Below are 19,212 nucleotides of genomic sequence, written 5' to 3'. Positions count from 1 at the left end.
CGATCGTGCGCCGTGAGCAACGCCGTCGAACCAAGGAGAAACACATGCCGTTGAACCGCCGGACGTTCCTGGAGAGCTCCGTGGCCGTCGGGGCCGGAGCCGCCCTCACCGCGGGTGTCGCCGCCCCCGCCGAGGCCCACGAGCGCCGTCCCAAGCCGGCGAAGCGGTACGCGTTCACCGTGATGGGCACGACCGACCTGCACGGCAACGTCTTCAACTGGGACTACTTCACGGACAAGGAGTTCGACGACAAGGCGCACAACGACATCGGTCTCGCCAAGATCTCCACCCTCGTCGACCAGGTCCGCGCGGCGAAGGGCCGTCGCAACACCCTCCTCATCGACGCCGGCGACACCATCCAGGGCACCCAGCTGTCCTACTACTACGCCAAGGTCGACCCCATCACGAAGGCCGGCGGCCCGGTCCACCCGATGGCCCAGGCGATGAACGCCATCGGCTACGACGCCGCCGCGCTCGGCAACCACGAGTTCAACTACGGCATCCCGGTGCTCCGGAAGTTCGAGGAGCAGTGCGACTTCCCGCTGCTCGGCGCCAACGCGCTCGACGCGAAGACCCTGCGCCCGGCCTTCCCGCCGTACAGCATGCACCGGATGTGCACCCCGCACGGCAGGGACGTCAAGGTCGCGATACTCGGCCTGACCAACCCGGGCATCGCCATCTGGGACAAGGCGAACGTCTCCGGGAAGATGGTCTTCCCCGGCCTGGAGGAGCAGGCCGCGAAGTGGGTGCCGAAGCTGCGCTCGATGGGCGCGGACGTGGTCGTCGTCTCGGCGCACTCCGGCTCCAGCGGCACCTCCTCGTACGGTGACCAGCTCCCCCACATCGAGAACGCGGCCGGGCTCGTCGCCGAGCAGGTCCCGGGCATCGACGCGATCCTCGTCGGCCACGCGCACACCGAGATCGCCGAGTACCGGGTGAAGAACAAGGAGACCGGCAAGGACGTCGTCCTGTCCGAGCCGCTCAAGTGGGGCCAGCGCCTCACCACCTTCGACTTCGACCTGGTGTGGGAGAAGGGCCGCTGGGTCGTCGAGAAGGTCGCGGCGCAGGTCCTCAACTCCAACACGGTCGCCGAGGACCCGAAGATCACCGGGCTGCTCGCGGACGAGCACCGGAAGGTCGTCGCGTACGTCAACCAGGTCATCGGCACCTCCACGGCGGTCATGACCACGGCCGACGCGCCGTGGAAGGACGAGCCGATCATCGACCTGATCAACGTCGTCCAGGCGGAGACGGTGAAGGCGGCCCTCGCGGGCGGCGCGCACGCGGCGCTGCCGGTGCTCTCACAGGCCTCCTGCTTCTCGCGCACGGCGCGCATCCCGGCCGGCGCCATCTCCATCAAGGACGCCGCCGGGCTCTACCCCTTCGAGAACACCCTGGAGGCCCGCCTCCTGACGGGCGCCCAGCTGAAGGAGTACCTGGAGTACTCGGCGAAGTACTACGTCCGGACGGCGGCGGACGCGCCCGTGGACACCGCGAAGCTGACGAACGCGGACGGCACGCCGGACTACAACTACGACGCTGTGTCGGGTCTGACGTACGAGATCGACATCGCGAAGCCGGCCGGGCAGCGGATCGTCGGTCTTTCCTTCGAGGGCAAGCCGCTCGACCCGGCCGCGAAGTTCGTCCTCGCCGTCAACAACTACCGGGCGAGCGGCGGCGGCGCGTTCCCGCACATCGCGAACGCCCAGCAGCTGTGGGCGAACTCGGACGAGATCCGCAACACCATCATCCAGTGGGTGCAGGCGAAGGGGACGGTCGACCCGGGTCTGTTCGCGTCGGTGGACTGGAAGCTGACCCGGGACGGCGTGCCGGTCTTCTAGTCGTCACACGTTCTGAGTGAGAGGCGTCAGCTTCCGGTCCTGGGCCGGGATGCTCGGCGCCTCTCGCGCTTCCAGGCCGAAGCTGGTGAAGGCGGTGCGGCGCGGCAGCGGGTAGGGCTCCTTGCCGGTGACCGCATTGAGGATGACCGCGCTGCGCCAGGCGGCGAGGCCGAGGTCGGGGGCGCCGACGCCGTGGGTGTGCTTCTCGGCGTTCTGGACGTAGACGGAGCCGGTGACGGAGGCGTCGAGGACCAGTCGGTACTTCTCGTCGATCCGGGCCCGGCCGGAGGCGTCGTGCCGCAGGTACGGGTCGAGTCCGGCGAGCATCCGGTCCACGGGGCGCTCGCGGTAGCCGGTCGCGAGGACGACGGCGTCGGTGGTGAGCCGGGAGCGGCTGCCCTGCTGGAGGTGTTCCAGGTGCAGTTCGACCTGGGTGGTGGCGACGCGGCCGGCGGTGCGGACCCGGACGCCGGGGGTGAGGACGGCGTCGGGCCAGCCGCCGTGCAGGGTGCGGCGGTAGAGCTCGTCGTGGATGGCGGCGATGGTGTCGGCGTCGATGCCCTTGTGCAGCTGCCACTGGCGGGGCACCAGTTCGCCGCGTACGGGCTCGGGCAGCGAGTGGAAGTAGCGGGTGTAGTCCGGGGTGAAGTGCTCCAGGCCGAGCTTGGAGTACTCCATGGGCGCGAAGGCCTCGGTGCGGGCCAGCCAGTGGATCCGCTCGGCTCCGGCGGGGCGGGCGCGCAGCAGGTCGAGGAAGACCTCGGCGCCGGACTGGCCGGAGCCGATGACGGTGACGTGCCCGGCGGCGAGGAGCGTCTCGCGGTGGGTCAGGTAGTCGGCGGAGTGGATCACGGGGACGCCTGGGGCCTCGGCGAGCGGCCGGAGGGGCTCGGGGACGTACGGCTCGGTGCCGACGCCGAGGACGACGTTCCGGGTGTAGGCGCGGCCGAGGGCCTCGGCCTCGCCCTCGGGGTCGATCTGGGTGAAGTCGACCTCGAAGAGGCGGCGCTCGGGGTTCCAGCGGACGGAGTCGACCTGGTGGCCGAAGCGGAGGCCGGGGAGCCGCTCACTGACCCAGCGGCAGTACGCGTCGTACTCGGCGCGCTGGATGTGGAACTTCTCCGCGAAGTAGAAGGGGAAGAGGCGCTCGCGGCTCTTCAGGTAGTTGAGGAAGGTCCAGGGGCTGGCGGGATCCGCGAGGGTCACCAGGTCGGCGAGGAAGGGGACCTGGAGGGTGGCGCCCTCGATGAGGAGGCCGGGGTGCCAGTGGAAGGCGGGACGCTGCTCGTAGAAGGTGGTGGCGAGGCCGCCGGGGATTCCGTGCGCGAGGGCGGCGAGCGAGAGGTTGAAGGGGCCGATGCCGACGCCCACCAGGTCGTGGGGGCGGTCGAGGTCGTCCTTGGAGGTGCTGCCGGTCATCGGTGCGCGCTGCCTTCCACGAGGGTGATGAGCTGGGCCAGGTCGCCGGGGGTGGCGTGGGGGTTGAGCAGGGTGGCCTTGAGCCAGAGGCGGCCGTCCGCCTCGGCGCGGCCGAGGACCGCGCGGCCCTCGGCGAGGAGGGTGCGGCGGATCGCGGCGACGGCCTCGTCGTCGGCCTCCGCAGGGCGGAAGAGGACGGTCGTGAGGGTGGGCCGGGCACGCAGGTCGAGGCCGGGGGTCTTCTCCACGAGGTCGGCGAGGTCCTGGGCGAGGGCCATGCACACGTCGACGAGGGCACCGAGGCCGGAGCGGCCGAGGGCGCGGAGGGTGACGGCCGTCTTGAGGACGTCCGGGCGGCGGGTGGTGCGCAGGGAGCGGCCGAGGAGGTCGGGAAGGCCGGCCTCGGTGTCGTCGTCGGCGTTGAGGTAGTCGGCGGTGTGGCCGAGGACGGCGAGGTCGGCGGCGTCGCGTACGGCGAGGAGTCCGGCGGCGGCCGGCTGCCAGCCGAGCTTGTGCAGGTCGACGGTGACGGTACGGGCCCGGTCGAGGCCGTCGAGGAGCCGGCGGTGGGTGCGGCTGAGGAGGGCGGGGCCTCCGTAGGCGGCGTCGACGTGGAGCTCGGCGCCGTGGGCCGCGCAGACGTCGGCGAGCTCCGGGAGCGGGTCGATCAGGCCCTCGTCGGTGGTGCCGGCGGTGGCGGCGACGAGGACGGGGCCCTCGGTCTGCGCCAGGGCCTCGGCGAGGGCGGCCGGTTCCAGGACGCCGTGGGGGGTGGGGACGGTGACGGGGGCGGGGAGGCCGAGGAGCCAGGCCGCGCGGTGGAAGGAGTGGTGGGCGTTGGCGCCGACGACGGTCCGGACGGGACGGTCGTGTCCGGCGTGGCGTTCGCGCGCGAGGAGCAGGGCGAGCTGGTTGGACTCGGTGCCGCCGGTGGTGACGAGGGCGTCGGGGTGCCGCGCCGCCGGGAACGCCTCGGCGGCGAGGGCGGCCGTGACCAGGGCTTCGAGGGCGGAGGCGGCGGGGGCCTGGTCCCAGGAGTCCATGGACGGGTTGAGCGCGGAGGCGGCGAGGTCGGCGGCGGCGGCGAGCGCGAGGGGCGGGGTGTGGAGGTGGGCGGCGCAGAGCGGGTGCGCGGGGTCGGCGGCGCCGGCGGCGAGGGCGCGGACGAGGGAGCGGAGGGCTTCGTGGGGGCCGGTGCCGGTCTCGGGGAGTACGGCCCCGAGGGCCCCCACCCGTGCCGCGACGGCCTCCGGGCCGCCGGCCGGAAGGGGGCCGCCCCGCTCCTCGGTGCCGACGCGCAGGGCGTCGAGGACGGTGTCCAGGAGGGGGCGGAGGGCGTCGGCGCCGGGGGTTCCTCCGGCGAGGGGTGGGGGTGCGGCACACATGGACGACAGGGTGCCGGGGGTTGTCGGGGTTTGTCCGAGGAGTCGGTCCTTGTGACCCGAACGGGGGACAAGGGCCTGGACGGGGCGGCGCGCCGGTGTGCGGGCGGTGGGGCCGGGTGCGGCCCGGTGGTGGGTCGTGCCCACCCTCCCCCGGAGGGAGGACCCCCAGCCCCTGCGGAACGACTGGCCACAACCCGGGGGCACCGCGGGGCGGCCGGTGCGGGCCGCCCCGCGTGGTGGCGGCCCGCGTCGGTCGGTTGTCAGGCCCCCCGGGCCCTCAGGGCTCGGCGGAGGTCGTCGAGTTGGTCGGCGAGCTTGCGGTGGAGGGCCGGGATCATTTCGTCCTCGGCGAGGTGGCGGTCGCCCAGGGCCAGGGACTCCGCGTCGATCGCGTACGACGGGAAGGCGTACCGGCCGGCGGCCTCGGCCATCGCGGGGCCGCGCCGGGCGCCGAGGGCGGTGGCGGCGGGGTAGAAGCGGGGCACGTACTCGCGGACGAGCTCGGTCTGTTCGGGCTGCCAGAAGCCCACGGCCGTGGCCGTGAAGAGGTAGTTGGACAGGTCGTCCGTGTCGAAGAGCGCCGACCAGGCCGCGGCCTTCGCCTCCGGGGTCGGGAGGGCGGCCCGGCAGCGGGCCGCGCCCTCCTGGCCGGTGGCGCTCGGGTCGCGCTCCAGCTCGGCGGCGATCACCGTCTCGTCGGTGGCGCCGAGGACGGCGAGGCGGGCGAGGATCCGCCAGCGCAGCTCGGGGTCGAGCTCGGGGCCGCCGTGGACGGTGCCCTCCTCCAGCCAGGAGGCGATCTTCTCGGGGGTGGCGGCGCTGTCGACGAAGGTGCGGACGGCCGTGAGGCGCAGGCCCGGGGCCTCGCCGTCCTCGGTGCGGCGCAGCAGCGCGCGGGCGATCTCGCCGATCGTCGCGAGGGCGGCGGGGCGCTCGTCCTCGGCGACGTACCGGTCGGCGATCTGGGTGCGGGCGAAGGACAGGACGCCCTGGACGAGGGAGAGTTCGGTCTCCTCGGGGAGGTGGGCGAGGGCGGTCCGCAGGTACTCGGCGGGGGCGAGGTCGCCGTCGCGGACCATGTCCCGCAGCGCGTTCCAGATCACGGCGCGGGTCAGCGGGTCGGGGACGGCGGAGAGGCCCCGCAGCACGGTCTCCGCGGAGACCTCGTCGAAGCGCAGCTTGGCGTAGGTGAGGTCGCCGTCGTTGAGGGTGACGAGGGCGGGGCGCGGGCCCGTCAGTTCGGCGGGGGCGGCCTGCGGGACGTCGAGGGCGAGGCGCTCGCGGAGGGTGAGCTCGCCGTCGGGCCGCCGGTCGTAGACGCCGGCCTCGATGCGGTGCGGGCGGCTGCCGTCGCGGTCGACGGTGAGCCGCCAGCGGGTGCCCTCGCCGTCGAGGCGGGGGGTGAGGGTGTCGACGCCCGTGGTGCGCAGCCACTGCTCGGCCCAGCCGTGGACGTCGCGGTCGGTGGCGGCGGCGAGGTTGTCGATGAAGTCGGCGAGGGTGGCGTTGCCGAACCTGTGCCGCTTGAAGTGGATGTTGATGCCGGCGAGGAAGTCCTTCTCGCCGAGCCAGGCGACGAGCTGGCGGAGGGCGGAGGCGCCCTTGGCGTAGGAGATGCCGTCGAAGTTGAGGAGCGCGGAGGCGGTGTCGGGGACGGCCTCGGGGTCCGGGGCGACAGGGTGGGTGGAGGGCCGCTGGTCGGCCTCGTAACCCCAGGCCTTGCGGGTGACGCCGAAGTCGACCCAGGTGTCGGGGAAGAGGTCGGCGCAGGCTTCGTTGACGGTCTGGAAGCCCATGTACTCGGCGAAGGACTCGTTCAGCCAGATGTCGTCCCACCAGCGCAGGGTGACGAGGTCGCCGAACCACATGTGGGCCATCTCGTGGGCGATGACCATGGCCCGGGTCTGGCGCTCGGTGACGGTGACGGCGGAGCGGAAGACGAACTCGTCGCGGAAGGTGACGAGTCCGGGGTTCTCCATCGCGCCGGCGTTGAACTCGGGGACGAAGGCCTGGTCGTACGAGTCGAAGGGGTACGGCTCGTCGAACTTCTCGTGGTAGCGGTCGTAGCAGGCCTTGGTGACGGCGAGGATCTCGTCGGCGTCGGCGTCGAGGTGGGGGGCGAGGGAGCGGCGGCAGTGGATGCCGAAGGGGAGCCCGGCGTACTCGGTGCGGACCGAGTGCCAGGGGCCGGCGGCGACGCAGACGAAGTAGGTGGAGAGCAGCGGGGTGGGGGCGGCCTGCCAGCGGCCGTCGGGCTGCTGCTCGGTGATGCCGTTGGAGAGGACGGTCCAGCCCTCGGGGGCGGTGACGCCGAGCTCGAAGACGGCCTTCAGGTCGGGCTGGTCGAAGGCGGCGAAGACGCGCTGGACGTCCTCCATGAAGAGCTGGGTGTAGACGTACGCCTCGCCGTCGGTGGGGTCCGTGAAGCGGTGCATGCCCTCGCCCGTGCGGGAGTACCGCATGGTCGTGGTGACGCTCAGCTCGTGCTCGCCCTCGGTGAGGCTCAGCGGGAGCCGGTTGCCGTCGAGGGCGGCGGGGTCGAGGGCCTCTCCGTCGAGGGTGGCGGAGTGCAGGATCTCGGGCTTGAGTTCGACGAAGGTGTCCCCCGCGGCGCGGGCCGTGAAGCGGATGCTGCTCTGCGAGTGGAAGGTCTCGTCGCCGGTGGTGAGGTCGAGGTCCACGCGGTAGTGGTGGACGTCGAGGAGCTGGGCACGGGTCTGCGCTTCGTCGCGCGTCAGTACGGACATGGGCCCTATGCTGCCCGATGCCTTCCGCATCGGGCAGGGGTGGTGCGCTTCCTCGTGATCAGGCGAGTCCGGAGCCGTTCAGGTGGGCGAAGGCGGCGGTGAGGCGGGGGCGGTCGTAGCCGGCGGGGCCGGCCGCGCCGCTGGAGAGCAGCGTCTGCAGGAGGATCCGGGCCTTGGCGGGGTCCAGGGGGCCCGCGGGGATCAGTCCGTGGTGCAGGAGGTCGTACTCGGAGCCGGGGCCGCGGTAGGTGTGCGAGAGGGTCGCGCCGCCGCCCGTGCGGGAGGCGAGGACGACCGGGATGCGGCGGGCGAGCTCGGCGAGCGGGTCGACGAACCAGGCGGGGACGTGGCCGGCGCCGAAAGCGGCGACGACGAGGCCCTGGAAGCGGTCGTCGACGGCTTCGAGGAGTTCGCCCCGGTCACCCTGGGAGAGCGTCAGGAGGGCCACCCGTACCGACGGGTCGAACTTCAGCGGGCAGGCCGCGGCGGGGACGGCCGGGCGGAGCAGGATCCGGGGCTCGCCCTCGACCACGGTGCCGATCGGGCCCGCGCCCGGCGAGGCGAAGGTGGTGACCGAGGTCGTATGGGTCTTGCGGGCGAGGCGGGCGGCGTGGATCTCGTCGCCGAGGACGACGAGGACGCCGAGGTTCCGGCAGGCGGGGTCGGCGGCGACGGCGAGCGCGGCGGCGAGGTTGGCGGGGCCGTCGGCGCCGGGCAGGTCGGGGCGGCGCATGGCGCCGGTGACGGCGATCGGCTGCTCGGTGGTGCAGAGCAGGTCGAGGAGGAAGGCGGTCTCCTCCAGGGTGTCGGTGCCCTGGACGACGACCACTCCGGAACCCTCGGCGACGGTCTTGCGGACCTCCTCCGCCAGCGCGGCGAGGTCCTCGTGGGTGATCGAGGAGCTGGGGACGCGCCGGAAGTCGCGGAGGACGACGCCCTCGGGGGCGCCCAGCTCGGCGAGGACCTCCTGGCCGGTCATGCGGGCCGCGTCACCTCCCCGCGCCGAGATGGTGCCGCCGAGGGTGAAGACCGTGACGCGTGCCATCAGCGTGCTCCGTCCGCGATCGTCTCGTGGTGGCGGATGACCTCGGCGATGACGAAGTTGAGGAGCTTCTCCGCGAAGGCCGGGTCCAGTTTCGCGCTCTCGGCCAGTTCCCGCAGCCGGGCGATCTGGCGGGCCTCGCGGGCGGGGTCGGCGGGCGGCAGCTTGTGCTCGGCCTTGAGGACGCCGACCTGCTGGGTGCACTTGAAGCGCTCGGCGAGCATGTACACGACCGCGGCGTCGATGTTGTCGATGCTCTCGCGGAGCCGGGTCAGCTCGGCCCGTACGGAGTCGTCGACCGGGCGGGGCGGGGTGGAGTCACTCATGATCTGCGAGCTTAGACGGATCTTGGCAGGATCGTGGGCGGGTGTTCGGGATCCGGTACGCGGTTGCTCCAGCCGCCGTGGACGGACCGCCCCTGCTGCTCGCGGAAGCGGATGGGCGCGGTGCCGACCCGGCGGGTGAAGAGCCGGGAGAAGTAGGCGGGGTCGTCGTAGCCGACGCGGCGGGCGACGGCCGCGACGGGGAGCTCGGTGGCGGCGAGGAGCTCCTTGGCGCGGCCGAGGCGGACGGTGAGCAGGTAGTCCTTGGGGCTGCAGCCGGCGGCGCGGCGGACGGCGGTGCGCAGTTCGGCGGGGGTCATGCCGTGCCGGGCCGCGTGTTCGGCGACGGAGAGCGGCTGGAAGGCGTCGCGGGCGAGCGCGGCGAGGACGGGGTCGCCGTCGGCGTTGGTGTCGGCCCGGGCCCGGCGCAGGGCGACGAGCAGCTCGTGGACGGCGGCGCCGGTCTCGACCTCCAGGAGGGGGTTGCCGGGGCGGGCGGCCCTGGCTATGCGGCCGATGGCGGCGCGGGCGGGGGCGGCGTCGGAGAGGGGCACGACGGGCCGGTCGGGTTCGATGTAGCCGAGCTCGGTGTAGGTGGCGGTGGCGGGTCCCGAGAAGTCGACGAAGGCCTCGTCCCAGCCGGTGCCGGAGTCGGCGGCGTAGTGGTGGGGGGTGCCGGGGGTGAGCCAGATGAGGGCGGGGGCGGTGACGGCGGTGCGGCGGCCGTCGGCGCCGAGGTACCAGCCGCTGCCGGCGGAGACGACGACGGCGACGTGGTGGTCGAGGGTGCGCGGTCCGACGGTGGGGAGGGTGCCGTGCTGGAGGCCGACGCCGAGGCAGACGAGGCCGAGGCGGTGGTGGACGGGGCTGGGCGTGAAGTAGCGCATCCAGGTGTGGTACATGCGGCTTTCCCTCTCCTGGGCCCGGCCCGTCGGGCCCTCCCTAACGTCCAAACTGCGACGATCTTTGTCCATGGACCGGTCCGCCGCCAGAGGGCGAGGGTGAGGCCATGAGCACGTTCGCTGTGGGTGACGAGGACTTTCTGCTCGACGGGCGGCCGGTGCGCCTCCTCTCGGGAGCGCTGCACTACTTCCGCGTGCACGAGGCGCAGTGGGAGCACCGGCTCGGGATGCTGCGGGCGATGGGCCTCGACTGTGTCGAGACGTACGTCCCCTGGAACCTGTACGAGCCGGAGCCCGGCCGGTACGGGGACGTGGAGGCGCTCGGCCGGTTCCTGGACGCGGTGCAGCGGGCCGGGATGCGCGCGATCGTGCGCCCGGGTCCGTACATCTGCGCCGAGTGGGAGAACGGCGGACTGCCGCACTGGCTGACGGGGCCGCTGGGGCGTCGGGTGCGGACCCTCGACCCGGAGTTCCTGGCGGCGGTGGACGTCTGGTTCCGGCGGCTGCTTCCCCAGGTGGTGGAGCGGCAGATCGACCGGGGCGGCCCGGTGATCCTGGTGCAGGTGGAGAACGAGTACGGGAGTTACGGCAGCGACCAGGGCTATCTGATGTGGCTGGCGGAACTGCTGCGCGCGTGCGAGGTGAGCGTGCCGCTCTTCACCTCGGACGGGCCTGAGGACCACATGCTGACGGGTGGTTCGGTGCCGGGGGTGCTCGCGACGGCGAACTTCGGCTCGGGGGCGCGGGAGGGCTTCGCGGCGCTGCGGCGCCATCGGCCGTCGGGGCCGTTGATGTGCATGGAGTTCTGGTGCGGCTGGTTCGACCACTGGGGCACGGAGCACACGGTGCGGGACGCGGTGGACGCGGCGGCGGCGCTGCGGGAGATCCTGGAGTGCGGGGCCTCGGTCAATGTGTACATGGCGCACGGCGGGACCAACTTCGGCGGCTGGGCGGGGGCGAACCGGACCGGTGAGCTGCACGACGGGGCGCTGCGGGCGACGGTGACCTCGTACGACTACGACGCTCCGGTGGACGAGGCGGGGCGGCCGACGGAGAAGTTCTGGCGCTTCCGCGAGGTGCTCGCACCGTACGCCGAGGGGCCGCTGCCCGAGGTGCCCGAGCCGCCGGCGCGGCTCGCGGCCCCGGTGCGGGGCGTCCTCGGTGAACGGGCGCCGCTCGACGAGGTCCTTGAGGTGCTCGGCGACGAGGAGTCGCGGGCGCCGCTGCCGCCGACCTTCGAGGAGCTGGGCGTGGACCGGGGTCTGGTCCGCTACCGGGTGGAGGTCCCGGGGCCCCGGCAGCCGTACGCGCTGGGGGTGACGGGGCTGCGGGACCGGGCGACGGTGTACGTGGACGGGGTCCCGGCGGGAACGCTCGGCACCGAGAACGGCGAGGACGTGACGCTCGCCGGGCCGGTCGCCGGGCCCGCCGTGGTGGACCTGTGGGTGGAGTCGCTGGGGCGGGTCAACTACGGGCCGCGGCTCGCGGAGCCGAAGGGGATCACGGGCGGGGTACGGCACGAGCGGCAGTACCTGCACGGCTTCCGGGCCCGGGCGCTGCGGCTGGACGCCTTCGAGGCGGCGGCGGTGGCGAAGGTGCCGTTCGGGGAGGTGACCGGGGAGACCGGGCCGGACGCCGGGGGTCCCGGTCTGTACCGGGCGGTGGTGCAGGTGACGGGGCCGGGTGACGCGGACCTCTCCCTCCCGGGCGGGACCCGCGGCTTCGTCTGGGTGAACGGCTTCTGCCTGGGCCGGTACTGGAACGCCGGCCCGCAGGAGTCGCTGTTCGTGCCCGGCCCGGTGCTGCGCGAGGGCGCCAACGAGGTGTGGGTCCTGGAGCTGGAGGGCGGGGCGGCGCCCTCGGTCGAGCTGGCCTGAGACGGGTCGGCGGGACAGGCCGGCGAGACGGGAGGGCCCCGGGGCGCACCGCCCCGGGGCCGTCCCTTTCACGGGTTACAGCGCGGCTTTCACCGGTTACAACGTGGCCGCGGCCGACTTGATCGCGGCGGCGAAGGTCGAGACCTCCGTGTAGACACCGGGGTAGCCGGCCCGCGCGCAGCCCTCGCCCCAGCTCACGATGCCGACCTGGATCCAGGCGCCGGCGTTGTCCTTGCGGAACATCGGGCCGCCGGAGTCACCCTGGCAGGTGTCGACCCCGCCCTGCTCGTACCCGGCGCAGATCTCCTCGGCGGGGACGAGGGAGCTGCCGTACGAGGCCTGGCAGGAGGCGTCCGAGACGAACGGGACGTTCGCCTTGCGCAGGTAGCGCTGCTGCGCGCCGCCCTCACGGGTGCCACCCCAGCCGGCCACGGTGAACGTGCCGCTGTTGTACGCGGTCGTCTCGGCGATCTTGAGGGTGGGGACCGAGGTGATCGGCGAGGCGAGCTTGATCAGGGCCCAGTCCTTGCCCGTGCCGTTGTAGCCGGGGGCCTGGAGGACCTTGGTGGACTTGACCTTGATCGCGCTGCTGCTCTGCAGGTCCACGACTCCGGCGGTGGCGGTGATGCTGGTGTTGTTGCCGGAGCCGCTCACACAGTGGGCGGCGGTGAGGACGATCTGCGGGGTCAGCATCGAGCCGCCGCAGCCCATCGAGAGCCTGACCATCCAGGGGAACTCGCCCTGGGCGGCGCGGACGCCGCCGACGACGGGCGCCGGGGCGGCGGAGGCGGTGGTGGGCTGGAGGCTGACGGCGGCCAGGACGACGGCGCCGGCGGCCGCGAGTTTCTGGAGGGCGCTGACCAGACGGTTCTTCTTCACGCGTGCTCCTTTTTTTCATGGGGGGTTGGACCCGACGGGGATGACATGCGCCCGTCAAGCCATGCCCGGATTATGGACAGCGCTCAACTGCCGCCACAAGAAAGCCTTTTCGGCCAGAACCGGTGAGGGGACCGTACAGTGGACGGGAGGGGGGATCCGGTATGCCGAACCGTCAGGGGGCCGACCGTGTCGGCCACGGCTTCCCGCACCGCGCGGCGGTCCGGGCGTCGCTCACCGCGCTCTACCGGCGCCTCTCCACCGACGGTGTGCACCGGTTTCCGGTGAGCGTGCCGGCCGCCGACGTGGCCATCGGCGACGACGAGGACCTCCATCTGGGCACGCAGCGGGTGGCCCGCGCCCTGGTCCACCACCTCCGGCTCCCCGACGCCCGCATCGTGGCGACTTTCCGCCCCATGGAGCACGCGGCGACCGTCGAGCTCGCCGCCGGACCCGAGTACTTCGTCGAACTCAACGACCGCTTCAGGACCCGCCGCCGGGACATCGGCGCGGCCCTCGCCCACGAGGTCACCCACGTCCTGCTGCACCGGCTCGGACTCGGCTTCCCCGGCACGCCGGAGAACGAGATCCTCACCGACGTCGTGACCACCTACCTGGGCGCGGGCTGGCTGCTCCTCGACGCGTTCCGCCAGGACGGGGTCGAGAGCCAGAAGCTCGGCTATCTGACCCCGGAGGAGTTCGGCTACGTCCTCGCCAAGCGGGCCGAGGTCTTCGGGGAGGACCCCTCGCCGTGGTTCACGAGCGCCGTGGCGTACGAGGCGTGGGTACGCGGCCGTGCCGAGGCCGCGAAGGAGCTGCGGCAGCCGCCGCTCGCCGCGGCGGGCTGGGCGGAGCGGCGGCGGTACGGCAGGGAGCGGCGCCACGGCGGGGCAGCGGCGGGAGCCCCGTACGCCTTCGACGGCGGCGCCCCGGCGGCCGGGGTCTCCTTCGCCTGCCCGGTCTGCCTCCAGCGGCTGCGGGTCCCCACGGGGCGGAGCCTGCGGGCGCGGTGCGGGGTGTGCGGCTCCGTCCTGGAGTGCGCGGCCTGACGGCCGTACGGGGAATGGATTTGCGCCATGTGCGGACGGCGCGTCAGGGTCGGCGCATGAGTACGTTGTTCGACGCCATCCGAGCCGGGGACGAGGACGGGGCCGTACGGGCCCTGCGGAGCGGGGCGGACCCCGAGAGCCGGGAGGACGGGGAGACCGCGCTGTACCGGGCGGCCGTCGGAGACGAGCCCGGGATCGTCCGGGTGCTCCTCGCCGCCGGGGCCGATCCGGGGCGCCGCAGCGGGGAGGAGGAGAGCGACCTGCCGCTGTGCGGGGCGGCCTGCGGCGGGCACGCCGAGGTGGTCAGGGCGCTGCTCGCGGGCGGCGCGGAGGCCGACCAGGAGGAGGAGTTCGGCTTCACGGCGCTCGCCTGGGCGCTCCGGCTCGGGCACGCGGAGACGGCGCGGGTGCTCCTGGAGCACGGGGCCGATCCGGACCGGCCGGGGCCCGACGGCTTCCTCCCGCTGGTCGCCGCCGCCCGGCGCGGCTCCACCGCCTGCGTCCGGGCGCTGCTCGACCACGGGGCGGCTGCCCCGGAGGCCGCGCTGCGGGAGGCCCGGCGGTGGATCGGCACGGACATCGCGGCCGAGCTGCGGCGGGGGCTCGTCGCGGGGAACGACGGCGGGCAGACGTACGAGGCGGTCGTCCGCCGGGTGCGGGAGGACGGCGGGGTGACGGTCGTCGTGGAGCTGCTGCGGGAGGACGGCGCGCCCACGCGCGGCGACGAGCGGCAGACCGGTCACGCGGCGATCGCCACGCTCCTGGAGGCGGCGATCGGGCTGCGCACCCCGCACGAGGAGCTCGCGGCGCGGGCGCTGCGCTGCGGGGACCCGGAGCTCGACGCCTGGACGACGGCGGTGGCCGAACTGGCCGGCCGGGCGGACGAGGAGACCTTCGTGACGGCGGCGGGCTGGTGCGCCTACCGCGATCCGCTGCGCCGGGCGCTCGGCGCGCGGGTGCTCGGCGCACTGCCGGGCTTCGGGGCGAGCGCGCTGCCGGTGCTGCGGCGGCTGGCCGCGGAGGCCGTGCCCACGGCGCGGGAGCCCCTGCTGTCCACGGTGGTCGCGCTCGGGGAGTGCGGGGACCCGGCGGCCGTACCGGAGCTGCTCGCGGCGGCCGGGCATCCCGAGGCGGCCGTGCGGCGCGCGGTCGCGGGGGCGCTGGCCGGGATCGTGCCGGCGGGGCACACCGAGGCCCTCGGGGTGCTCCTGGCGCTGAGCCGGGACGGCGACTCCCGGGTGCGGGACTGGGCGACGCTCGCGCTCGCCGAGCTGCCCGACGACACCCCGCTCGTACGGGAGGGGCTTGCGGAGCGGCTCGGCGACGACGATCCGGAGACGGCGGCGGAGGCGGCCCGGGGTCTGGCGATCCGCCAGGACCCGCGGGCCGTGGACGCGCTGGCGTCCGCCCTGGCGGACGGCGACCCGGACGGCGCGGCCCGCGAGACGGCCCTCGCCGCCCTCGAACACGTCCGGGACCCACGGGTCAGGACCCGCCTGGAGTGGACGGCCCCGCGCCGGGGCTGAGTCTTCCCGGCTCGCGGGGCCCGAGGCGGCCCGACGCCGAGGTTGGAGCGGCCCGACGCCGAGGTTGGAGCGGCCCGACGCCGAGGTTGAAGCCTCCCAGCGACGGGGCTGGCGCGCCCCCGCAGCGGGGCTGACGCGGCCCCGCGGGCGCGTTTTCGCGTGCGCGGTTCATCCCCGTGCGAGCACGACCCTCCCGTACGGCCCCGGCGGCTGCTACCTTCCTCCCGAGTCGCCTAACAAACGTTTGGTGGGCCCGTCCGCCCGTCAGTCGTACGCCCGTCAGTCCGTACGTCCATGAGGGAGTCCCGCCATGCCCCTGTCCCGACGCACGCTGCTCACCACGACCGGCGCCGCCGCCCTGTTCACGGCGCTGCCGACGAACGCCCAGGCCCACGCGCATCCGCGAACGCCCCGCACCGCCATCCGCCAGATCCCGCTCCAGGGCGCGGTCAACGTCCGCGATCTCGGGGGGTACGTCACCTACGACGGCGGCCGGGTCCGCCACGGCCTCGCCTACCGGGGCGACCACCTCGCGAAGCTCACCGACGCCGATCTCGCCACGCTCGCCGGGCTCGGCCTCGGCACGGTCGTCGACCTGCGGATCCCGCTGGAGGTCTCGTACGACGGCGCCGACCGGCTCCCCGCCGGCGCCGTCGCGGTCGCCCGGCCCGTCACCGACAACGGTCTCTTCGGGCGGCTGACGGCCGCGATCGGCTCCCGCGACCCGGTGCGGCAGGAGGAGATGCTCGGCGGCGGGCGGGCAGCCGCCTTCATGAGCGAGGTGTACCGGACCTTCGTCACCGACGCCGCGAACCGGGCCGCCTTCGCCCAGACCCTGCGGGACCTCGGCGACCGCCGCCGGGGGCCGCTGCTCCTGCACTGCACCTCGGGCAAGGACCGCACCGGCTGGACCGGCTATCTCCTGCTCACCCTGCTGGGCGTGCCGACGGCGGCGGCCCGCGCCGACTACCTCGCCTCGAACACCATCCGCGCCGCCCACGACGCCAAGGTGCGCGAGGGGCTCCGGCAGGGCGGGTACATGCAGAACCCGGACCTGATCGTGCCGCTCCAGGAGGTGCGTCCGGAGTACCTCGACACCGCCCTCGACCAGGTCCGGGCCTCGTACGGAAGCCTGCTCCGTTACGTGTCCGTCGGCCTCGGCCTGGAGTTCCGCGACGTGCTGGCACTGCGGGAACGGCTCGTGCTCGACGCCTGACGTCCGCCGCGGGCGGCTCCGGCCCCGGCCACGGCACCGCGCCCGGCACCCGCGCCGGAGCCGGAGCCCCGGCCCGCGCCGGAGCCGCGACCCGCACCGGAACCGCGGCCCGTGGACGTGCCGCCGGAGCCGGAGGCGCGCCCCGATCCCGTCGACGCGGCCGTGGCCGTGCCCGTACCGCCGCCGGCCGCGGGACGGCGACGACGGCCGCGGCCGCCCCCGCTCCCGGTGCCGCCGGCACCCGTCGCCTTGCGCGGCGGGGTCGGCTGCGGCGTCTCGATGACGACCGGGACGCCGGAGGGCTCGCGGGCGCCGGTGAGGTCGGTCAGGTGCTGGTCGCTGGACTTGATCTGCGCCGTGCGCGGGCTGATCCCGGCGTTCGACATCAGCCGGCCCATGTCCCGCTTCTGCTCGGGCAGGACCAGGGTGAAGACGCTGCCGGACTCGCCGGCGCGGGCGGTACGGCCGCCGCGGTGCAGGTAGTCCTTGTGGTCCATCGGCGGGTCGACGTTCACGACCATGTCGAGGTCGTCGACGTGGATGCCGCGGGCCGCCACGTTCGTCGCGACGAGCGTGGTGACCTGGCCGGTCTTGAACTGGTCCAGGGTCCTGTTGCGCTGCGGCTGCGAGCGGCCGCCGTGCAGGCCGGAGGCCCGTACGCCGTTGGCGAGGAGCCGCTTGACCAGGCGGTCCACGGACCGCTTGGTGTCGAGGAAGAGGATCGTCCGGCCGTCGCGGGCCGCGATCTTCAGCGTGACGGCCTTCTTGTCGGTCTCGTCCATCACGTACAGGACGTGGTGCTCCATGGTGGTCACCGCGCCGGCCGAGGGGTCGACCGAGTGGACGACCGGGTCGTCCAGGAACATCTTGACGAGCTTGTCGATGTTCCGGTCGAGCGTCGCCGAGAAGAGCAGCCGCTGGCCGCCCGGCTGGACCTGCTTGAGGAGCTTGGTGACCTGCGGCAGGAAGCCCATGTCGGCCATCTGGTCGGCCTCGTCGAGGACCGTGATCGCCACCTGGTCGAGACGGCAGTCGCCGCGGTCGATGAGGTCCATGAGGCGGCCGGGCGTGGCGATGAGGACCTCGGCGCCGCGGCGCAGCGCGGAGGACTGCCGGGAGATCGACATGCCGCCGACGACCGTGGTGATCCGCAGGCGCAGGGCGCCGGCGTACGGGGTGAGGGCGTCGGTGACCTGCTGCGCGAGCTCGCGGGTGGGCACCAGGACCAGCGCGAGGGGCGCGGTCGGCTCGGCGCGGCGGCCGGCGGTGCGGGCGAGGAGCGCGAGGCCGAAGGCGAGGGTCTTGCCGGAGCCGGTGCGGCCCCGGCCGAGGACGTCGCGCCCGGCGAGGGAGTTCGGCAGGGTCGCCGCCTGGATCGGGAACGGCTCCGTCACACCCTGCTCGCCCAGAATCCGCAGGAGGCCCTCGGGCATGTCCAGGTCGGCGAAGGAGGCCACCGCGGGGAGCGCGGGCGTCACCGTCTCCGGCGGGGTGAACTCGCTCGGCGGCGGGGGCGCCGTGGGACGACGGCCGCCGCGGGCGCCCTTCGGCTGCGACGTGGACTTCGCCTGGGTGCTGCGGGGGCTGCGCTTGGGGCGTTCGGAGCGGGTCATGCGTGCCTTCCTGGCCGGTGCTCGCGGCACAGCCGGGGCCCGCACCTGCGCGATGCGGGCCCCGGCTGTTCGTTCCGGAACACGCGAACGGGCCCCGGCTGCTTCTCCCGGAACACGCGATACGCACTCCGGATGTCTCTACCGGAACAATAGTGCGCCTCAGGACCTTCCCGCCCCGCCCGACCGATGCCCGGACGGATCAGCCCAGGCCCGGACGCCCCGACGTGGGCGACCTCACAGTCGTCACGCGCGTACGGCGACTCCGTCCAGCACCATGGTCAGGTACTGGCGGGCGATCTCCTCCGGGCGGTGCTGTCCGCCGGGCCGGTACCAGGACGCCGCGACCCAGACGGTGTCGCGCACGAAGCGGTAGGTCAGCCGGATGTCGAGGTCGGCGCGGAACACGCCGGCCGCGACGCCGCGCTCCAGGGTGCCGAGCCAGGCCTTCTCGAACCTCTCCTGCGACTCCACGAGGTACTGGAAGCGGGGCAGGTCGGTGAGGTGCCGGGACTCCTTCTGGTAGATGGCGACGGCGGCGCGGTGCCGGTCGATCTCCCGGAAGGACTCGGTGACGAGGGCCTCGATGGTCTCGCGGGGCCCGAGCCCGGCGTCGAGGACGGCGTCGTATCCCTGCCACAGCTCGGTCAGGAAGGTGGAGAGGATCTCGTCGAGCATCGACTCCTTGGAGTCGAAGTGGTAGTAGAGGCTGCCGGCGAGCATGCCGGCGGCGTCCGCGATCTTGCGGACGGTGGTGGCGTTGTACCCCTGGGCGGCGAAGACCTCGGCCGCCGTCTCGAGGAGCTCACGACGCCGCTCGGGCCCGGCGCTCACCGGGGTCTTCTTCTTGCTGGCAGTGTTCGGCACCTGTCCATTCTGGACCCGGCGCGGTGCGCCGGGTTCCCGCCCTGCCCAGGAGGCGGCGGCGTCAGGAGGCGACGGCGCGCTCGGCCGCGCTGCGCTCGACGCAGAACTCGTTGCCCTCCGGGTCGGCGAGGGTCGCCCAGCCGGTGCCGTCGGCGTTCCGCCGGTCGTCGAGCAGGGTGGCGCCGAGGGCGAGCAGGCGCTCGACCTCCTGGTCGCGGGTACGGTCCTGCGGCTGGAGGTCGAGGTGGACGCGGTTCTTGACCGCCTTGACCTCGGGGACCTGGATGAAGAGGAGGTTCGCGCCGGGCGACTCGACGGCGGCCTCGGGGTCGCCGGGCAGGTCGTCGTCGGCGAGCTTCGCGTCCAGGGCGGCGGCCCAGAAGCTCGCCAGGGCGTAGGCGTCGGTGCAGTCGATGGTCACGTGGCGTACGAGAGAGGTCATGGTTCCATGATCCCCCGGGCGGCCGGGAGTCGACCAGCGGATGTCCCCTGCGCCCGCTCTGCGGTGGCGAGTTGACGACCCTCGCACCGG

General features: G+C 73.9%; 15 protein-coding genes. 5 read left to right on the top strand and 10 right to left on the bottom strand.

All coding sequences use genetic code 11. From position 1 onward, the window contains the following. Positions 1 to 44 precede the first annotated feature (44 nt). On the top strand, positions 45 to 1,841 hold the full coding sequence (locus tag DEJ46_RS29805) for a 5'-nucleotidase C-terminal domain-containing protein (RefSeq protein ID WP_150271304.1): 1,797 nt from the start codon (positions 45 to 47) through the stop codon (positions 1,839 to 1,841). Between the two features lie 3 nt (positions 1,842 to 1,844). On the opposite strand, the gene DEJ46_RS29800 is transcribed toward DEJ46_RS29805, so the two are convergent. The 6 genes from DEJ46_RS29800 to DEJ46_RS29775 form a co-directional block, all read right to left on the bottom strand. Further along, positions 1,845 to 3,260: a lysine N(6)-hydroxylase/L-ornithine N(5)-oxygenase family protein gene (locus DEJ46_RS29800; protein WP_150271302.1), complete on the bottom strand. Its 1,416-nt coding sequence runs from the start codon at positions 3,258 to 3,260 to the stop codon at positions 1,845 to 1,847. Further along, complete coding sequence (locus DEJ46_RS29795) at positions 3,257 to 4,645, bottom strand: pyridoxal phosphate-dependent decarboxylase family protein (RefSeq protein WP_150271300.1); 1,389 nt, start codon at positions 4,643 to 4,645, stop codon at positions 3,257 to 3,259. The genes DEJ46_RS29800 and DEJ46_RS29795 overlap by 4 nt, the downstream gene beginning before the upstream one ends. Positions 4,646 to 4,905: 260 nt before the next feature. Then, entirely contained in the window at positions 4,906 to 7,392 is a 2,487-nt protein-coding gene (pepN, locus tag DEJ46_RS29790; protein WP_150271298.1) for an aminopeptidase N, read from the bottom strand. A gap of 58 nt (positions 7,393 to 7,450) precedes the next feature. Continuing rightward, positions 7,451 to 8,437: an asparaginase gene (locus tag DEJ46_RS29785; protein WP_150271297.1), complete on the bottom strand. Its 987-nt coding sequence runs from the start codon at positions 8,435 to 8,437 to the stop codon at positions 7,451 to 7,453. Then, the gene (locus DEJ46_RS29780; RefSeq protein ID WP_150271295.1) at positions 8,437 to 8,760 is read right to left on the bottom strand and encodes a chorismate mutase; all 324 of its coding nucleotides are present in this window, start codon (positions 8,758 to 8,760) and stop codon (positions 8,437 to 8,439) included. The genes DEJ46_RS29785 and DEJ46_RS29780 overlap by 1 nt, the downstream gene beginning before the upstream one ends. Positions 8,761 to 8,771: 11 nt before the next feature. Next, entirely contained in the window at positions 8,772 to 9,659 is an 888-nt protein-coding gene (locus DEJ46_RS29775; RefSeq protein ID WP_150271293.1) for a helix-turn-helix transcriptional regulator, read from the bottom strand. A gap of 107 nt (positions 9,660 to 9,766) precedes the next feature. On the opposite strand from DEJ46_RS29775, the gene DEJ46_RS29770 reads away from it, so the two are divergent. Further along, positions 9,767 to 11,536, top strand: coding sequence for a glycoside hydrolase family 35 protein (locus DEJ46_RS29770; RefSeq protein WP_150271291.1), 1,770 nt, complete (start codon positions 9,767 to 9,769; stop codon positions 11,534 to 11,536). Between the two features lie 96 nt (positions 11,537 to 11,632). Here the strand turns inward: DEJ46_RS29770 and DEJ46_RS29765 are convergent, their stop codons facing one another. Then, positions 11,633 to 12,415 carry a S1 family peptidase gene (locus tag DEJ46_RS29765; RefSeq protein WP_150271289.1) on the bottom strand — a complete coding sequence of 261 codons (783 nt, stop codon included), beginning with the start codon at positions 12,413 to 12,415 and terminating at the stop codon, positions 11,633 to 11,635. 161 nt (positions 12,416 to 12,576) lie between these two features. Between DEJ46_RS29765 and DEJ46_RS29760 the strand changes: the two genes are divergently transcribed. The 3 genes from DEJ46_RS29760 to DEJ46_RS29750 all read left to right on the top strand — a co-directional run bounded on the left by DEJ46_RS29760 (position 12,577) and on the right by DEJ46_RS29750 (position 16,203). Then, entirely contained in the window at positions 12,577 to 13,461 is an 885-nt protein-coding gene (locus DEJ46_RS29760; RefSeq protein ID WP_150271287.1) for a hypothetical protein, read from the top strand. A gap of 56 nt (positions 13,462 to 13,517) precedes the next feature. After that, positions 13,518 to 14,987: an ankyrin repeat domain-containing protein gene (locus tag DEJ46_RS29755; protein WP_190622962.1), complete on the top strand. Its 1,470-nt coding sequence runs from the start codon at positions 13,518 to 13,520 to the stop codon at positions 14,985 to 14,987. A gap of 310 nt (positions 14,988 to 15,297) precedes the next feature. Further along, positions 15,298 to 16,203 carry a tyrosine-protein phosphatase gene (locus DEJ46_RS29750; RefSeq protein WP_150271284.1) on the top strand — a complete coding sequence of 302 codons (906 nt, stop codon included), beginning with the start codon at positions 15,298 to 15,300 and terminating at the stop codon, positions 16,201 to 16,203. On the opposite strand, the gene DEJ46_RS29745 is transcribed toward DEJ46_RS29750, so the two are convergent. From DEJ46_RS29745 to DEJ46_RS29735, 3 genes are all read right to left on the bottom strand, one after another. Further along, complete coding sequence (locus tag DEJ46_RS29745; RefSeq protein WP_150271282.1) at positions 16,128 to 17,816, bottom strand: DEAD/DEAH box helicase; 1,689 nt, start codon at positions 17,814 to 17,816, stop codon at positions 16,128 to 16,130. The two genes, DEJ46_RS29750 and DEJ46_RS29745, sit on opposite strands and share 76 nt — an antisense overlap. 243 nt (positions 17,817 to 18,059) lie before the next feature. Next, positions 18,060 to 18,680: a TetR/AcrR family transcriptional regulator gene (locus tag DEJ46_RS29740; RefSeq protein ID WP_150271280.1), complete on the bottom strand. Its 621-nt coding sequence runs from the start codon at positions 18,678 to 18,680 to the stop codon at positions 18,060 to 18,062. Between the two features lie 61 nt (positions 18,681 to 18,741). Beyond that, positions 18,742 to 19,122 carry a VOC family protein gene (locus DEJ46_RS29735; protein ID WP_150271278.1) on the bottom strand — a complete coding sequence of 127 codons (381 nt, stop codon included), beginning with the start codon at positions 19,120 to 19,122 and terminating at the stop codon, positions 18,742 to 18,744. Positions 19,123 to 19,212 lie beyond the last annotated feature (90 nt).

Origin of the sequence: Streptomyces venezuelae (genome assembly GCF_008642375.1) — a bacterium.
Taxonomy (GTDB): Bacteria; Actinomycetota; Actinomycetes; order Streptomycetales; family Streptomycetaceae; genus Streptomyces; species Streptomyces venezuelae_G.
Note: the sequence above shows the minus strand (reverse complement) of the source record. Positions and strands in the feature narration are given on the sequence as shown.